Here is a 5,036-nt window from a genome sequence, read left to right on the forward strand (position 1 = left end):
TGAAACCGTCGCCCAGATCGTCGACGTTCAAGGTCAACGGGTAGTTGGTACGCTCTTCGCCACTGAGGGCATGAATACCGTGCCAGGCCTGCACGGCCCGCTCGGAAACACTGCCGACGGCGCTATGCCGGTAGTTAAGCAAGGCGCTGAACAATGGCGTCGGCGCAGCCACACCGCTGCAACGTTGGGCCAAAGCCAGGGACGCATGTTCGTGGCCCAGCAACGCGGTCAACCGCGCGTGGGTCGCCTTGACCCCGGCGCGTACACCCTGCCCGCCCACGGCAACCCGCAGCGGCAAGGTATTGATAAACATCCCCAGTGCCCGGTCGGCACCCTCGCCGCCCTGCATCCGGCCCATCAACACAGTGCCGAACACCACATCCCGGCGCCCCGACACCTTGCCCAGCACCTGGGCCCAGGCCAGGTGCACCAGGCTGGCGACACTCACCCCCAACTGCCGGGCCTGAGCCCGCAGGCGCTGGTCCAACTGCGCATCCAACGCCCGGACCGCTTCCTCGATATCGCTGCCATCGCCCTGTACATCCTGCAAACCGAACGGCAGGGTCGGTTCCTCCACCTCACCGAGCATGTCGCGGAAAAACGCTTCATGATCGGCCGGGCTGACACCCAGGCGCGCCTGGGCCACATAGTTGCGATATGGCACCGGCGCCGACAAGGCCTCGGTCTCACCGAGCAGCCAGGCCTGCATTTCATGCTGCACCACTTCCATCGCCATATGGTCCAGGGCCATATGGTGGAACAGCAGCATCGCGGTGATCCGCTGGTTGAGCGGATCTTCGGCATAGGCCAGACGCATCAGCGGTGCCTCGCTCACGTCCAGGCGGTAGTGACGCGGATCGAAGCGGCTGTGCAGTTGCGCACCGATATCGCCGGCGGCAGGGTCGAGTTCAAGCGCGTCAAGGTGCAGGCGCGCCTGACGCCAGACCACTTGCACAGGTGAATCCAGGCCCTCCCAGACCACCCCGGTACGCAGGATGTCATGGCGGTCGATCACCATCTGCAAGGCCTGGACAAAGGCGCCCAGACGCTTGTGGCTGTCAAAGGCAAACTGGGTCTGCAGCACGTAGGGGTCACCGGCCCGGGCGGCCAGGTGGTGATAGAGAATCCCCTCCTGCAACGGCGCCAGCGGGTAGATATCCTGCACATTGGCAGTCCCGCCCGGCACCGTCGCCACCACCTGGTCGATCTGGGCCTGGGTCAGGTTGGCCAGCGGCAGCAGGTCCGGGGTGATCCGCTGGCAACCCTCGACAATCAGGTTGGCCGGTACGCTGATTTCACGACCGCCACCGACGGCAGCGGCCAGCGCCGCCAGGGTCGGCTGGCTGAACAGCACGCGCACGTCGGCACTCAGGCCCAATTGACGCATGCGCTCGATCAGGCTCACCGCCAGCAGCGAGTGCCCACCGAGTTCGAAGAAGTGGTCATGGCGTCCGACCCGTTCGACTTTCAGCAACTCGGACCAAAGCCGCGCCAGGGTGATTTCCAGCTCGCCCTCGGGGGCCTGGAACTCGCGACTGGCATAGGCGTCGGCGTCCGGTGCCGGCAAGGCCCGGCGATCCAGCTTGCCGTTGGCGGTCAGCGGGAACGACTCGAGGACGACAAAGGCACTGGGTACCATATATTCGGCCAGGGACGCCGCCAGCTCGCGACGCAGCTCCGGCACCGACAAGCTGCTGTCGGCCTCGGCAATCAGGTAGGCCACCAGACGTTTATGTCCGGGCTCATCCTGACGGGCCAGCACCACGGCTTCCTTGACGCCCGGGCAATCGGCCAGGCGTGCTTCGATCTCGCCCAGTTCGATACGGAAACCACGAATTTTCACCTGGTCGTCGTTACGCCCCAGGTACTCGACAACCCCGTCCGCGGTCCAGCGCGCCAGGTCGCCGGTGCGGTACAGCAGTGCTCCGGCCTCGGCGTTGAACGGGTCGGCGATGAATTGCGTGGCGGTCAGCTCCGGGCGGTTCAAATAGCCCTTGGCCACGCCCTGTCCACCGATATACAGTTCGCCGGCCACACCCACAGCCACCGGTTGGCGCAGGGCATCGAGGACGTAGACCTGGCTGTTGCCGATCGGCCGGCCGATGGGGATACCACCGTTGCCCACCGAGGTAATTTCGTAGGTCGTTGAGAAGGTGGTGGCTTCGGTCGGACCGTAGCCGTTGAGCAGATGTCGCGGCGCGCCCTCTTCCAATACCCGGGCGATCACCGCCGGGTCCAGCACGTCGCCGCCGACGATCAGGTAGCGCAAGCGGCCAAAGGCTTCCATCAGGCCGTCGGCATATTGATGGAACAGGCCGGCGGTCATCCACAGCACGCTGACCGACCGTGCCAGCAACAGCGCGCGGAACTCGTCCAGGGACAGCAACACCGACTGCTCCACCACAACCACGCAACCGCCATTGAGCAGTGGTGCCCAGACGTCCAGGGTGCTGGCATCAAAGGACGGGTTGGAAGCGAAGGCTACGCGGTCATCAGCGTTGAAATCGGCATAACCGTTGTTGACCACCAGGCGGCTGACGGCCCGGTGCGGCACCAGTACCCCTTTGGGCGTGCCGGTGGAGCCGGAGGTGTACATGATATAGGCCACCGACTCGGAGGACCCGGCCAGTGTCGGGTTCGGTACATCGGCGTCCAGTTCCAGGGTGTCCAGATCGACCCGCTGGATACCTTCGGGCACCGCGCTGCCGCTCAGGGTCAGGACCTGCCGCGCCGCGCTGTCGTTCAGCATGAAGGCCTGGCGTTCCGCCGGCGCATTGATATCCAGCGGCACATAGGCCGCGCCGCACTTGATAATCGCCAGTTGGCCGGCCAGCAGGTCGAAGGAGCGTGCCAGCAGCAACGCCACCCGTTCGCCCGGCTGTACGCCGAGGCCGATCAGGTGGCGGGCCAGGCCATTGGCCCGGCTGTTGAGTTGCTGGTAGGTCAGGCTCTGGCCATCCTGGACGGCAGCCACTGCGTCGGGCCGCACCGCCACTTGCAGTTCGAACAGGGCCTGCAGGCTGCTGTGCCGCGGATAGTCGCGCGCCGTGGCATTGAAGCCGTGCAGCACTTGTTGACGCTCGGCCGGCGGAAGGATTTCCAGGTGCTGCAAGGGTGTCTGTGGCTGTTGCTCCAAAGCCTCGACCAACCCACCGAGGGCCGCCAGCATATAGTTGCCGACGCGCTGCGCACCGATCTCCGCCAGGGCCTGGACCGCCAGGCTGAAGTCTTCGCCCAGGTCGTCCACCGACAGGGTGATCGGATAGGTGCTCTGTTCTTCACCGCCGAGGCTGTGCAAACCGGCCCAGGCCTGCAGGGTCTCGGCCGAAGCCACCGACTCGGCGGCGCTGTGGCGGTAGTTGAGCAGCGAACTGAACAAGGGCGCCGGCGCGGCCACGCCGCTGCAACGTTGGGCCAGGGCCAGGGAGGCGTGCTCGTGGCCGAGCAAGGCGGTCAGGCGCGCGTGGGTGGTCTTGACCCCTTCACGGACCCCGTGCCCCTCGAGTTTCACCCGCAACGGCAAGGTGTTGATAAACATGCCCAGGGCTCGATCGGCACCCTCGCCGCCCTGCATCCGGCCCATCAGCACGGTGCCGAAGACCACATCGGACTTGCCCGAAACGGCGCCCACCACCCGCGCCCACGCCAGGTGATGCAGGCTCGCGGCGCTGACCCCCAGCTGCCGGGCCTGGGCCCGCAGGCGCAGGCTCAAGGCGGCAGCGACCGGCACGCGAACTTCTTCGATCAGCGGGTCGCTGCCCGGGGTTTCGACCACGCCAAACGGCAACGTTGGCTCATCGACGTCCGCCAGCATGTCGCGGAAAAAACCTTCATGGGCATCGGCCCCGGCCCCCAGCCGGACCTGCGCCACATAGTTGCGATACGGCACCGCCTCGGGCAAGGCATGGCCTTCGCCGAGCAGGTAGGCCTGCATCTCGACCTGCACCAGCTCCAGCGCGGCATGGTCGATGGCGATGTGATGGAACAACAGGATCGCCACCCAGCGCGCATTGGCCCGGTCCTCGGCGCAGACCAGGCGCATCAGCGGGGCCTGGCGCAGGTCGAGGCGGTAATGCCGGGAATCGTAGCGTTCGCGCAACTGGGTTTCGATATCCCCGTCGGCGGCTGCCAGTTCAAGCTCTTCCACCGCCAGGGTGGCGTCGCGCAGCACCACCTGCACCGGCTCGTCGAGACCCTCCCAGACCATGGCGGTGCGCAGGATATCGTGACGCTCGATCACCGCTTGCAGGGCCTGGGCGAAATCGTCGAGGCGTTCGCGGTTATCGGCGCCGAACAGCGCCCGCAGCACATAGGGGTCACCCTGCCCGGCGGCCAGGTGATGATAGAGAATGCCTTCCTGCAGGGGCGCCAGCGGGTAGATATCCTGGACATTGCCGGCACCACCGGGCACCGCGTCGACGATACGGTCGATCGCCTCCTGGCTGAGGTCGGCCAGCGGCAGCATGTCCGCGGTAATCCGGAAGGCCGGGCTCAACCAGTCCCCGCCGTTTCGAGCCACCAGCTTGAGCAGTTCCGCCTTATGCACGCCGAGACTGTCGAGCACGGCGCTGTCAAGGCCCTCATCGTCACCGAGAATCACCAGATCGTCTTCTTCCTGTTGAAGACGGATCGCGTGCGTGGAAAGAACTGCCATCAATTCGCTGAAGTGCATCGAATAACCTGCTGTTTATCATTTCGGAGAGGGTGACAGCCCAAAGGCTCGGTGTCGGAGACAGCGTTTCGCGCGATAAAAGATCGGAGGGGCTTCGAAGCTCGAAGACAACACGGGAGTCCGGGCGCAGGCGTGATCGGGTCCGCAGCAACAAAGGGCTGCGGTCCACTGACACCAGCGAAACATCCCATTCGCCATGCTCCCCACAGGCCTCAAAAATTAGAGCATCCACGGGCGACTGTCTGTCATGGGAAGCCGGGACAAGGCGTGCTGAAAGCACGCCCTGCCGGGGGTTGCACAGGAGGGAGAAAAGAAAGGGGCGACGGCCCGACCGATTGCGAATCGGGCGGGCCGTGCCGGGGCT

The 5,036-nt window shown here is 65.5% G+C and carries 1 protein-coding gene (running past one end of the window); it reads right to left on the reverse strand.

Going from position 1 to position 5,036, the window contains the following annotated elements; genetic code table 11:
- On the reverse strand, nt 1–4,672 hold the start of the coding sequence (locus M5C71_RS03150) for a non-ribosomal peptide synthase/polyketide synthase (protein ID WP_248767168.1). Its footprint begins 26,324 nt before the window's first position; 4,672 of the gene's 30,996 nt are visible here — the first part of the coding sequence; it begins with the start codon at nt 4,670–4,672; its stop codon lies beyond the left edge, outside the window.
- Between the last annotated feature and the right edge of the window lie 364 nt (nt 4,673–5,036).

Source organism: Pseudomonas sp. MWU12-2345, assembly GCF_023242385.1.
In the GTDB taxonomy this organism is placed as follows: Bacteria; Pseudomonadota; Gammaproteobacteria; order Pseudomonadales; family Pseudomonadaceae; genus Aquipseudomonas; species Aquipseudomonas gingeri_D.